This window comes from Janthinobacterium foliorum (genome assembly GCF_978021625.1).
In genome coordinates this window covers 1-255 of the sequence record NZ_CDXDQE010000124.1, presented here as the reverse complement: position 1 = coordinate 255, position 255 = coordinate 1, and the positions used below count along the sequence as shown (strand labels likewise).

Here is a 255-nt window from a genome sequence, read left to right as displayed (position 1 = left end):
TCTTCCAGCGAACTTTCGGTCGGGATATTGTCGCTGTCGTGCTTGTGCGGCGGATAGCTGGACGAGTGGCCGGACGGCGTCACCACTTCCACCACCAGCAAGCCATCGGCCTCGGCCGTCTGCGGCAGGATGTCGCACACATAACGCGTGTTGGCGCCCTTGCCGCGCACGGAGCGCGTCATCGACTGCGGGTCGATCAGGCGCGCCGCACGGCGCGTGGTGGCCGGCGCGCTGCACAGGGCCACCTCGGCAGCG

1 protein-coding gene is annotated in these 255 nt (G+C 68.6%); it reads right to left on the bottom strand.

Annotated features, from left to right (window positions below):
- Positions 1–255 (bottom strand): 5-deoxy-glucuronate isomerase (locus ACZ92H_RS29810; protein ID WP_465052005.1); only part of this gene is annotated, 255 nt, incomplete at both ends.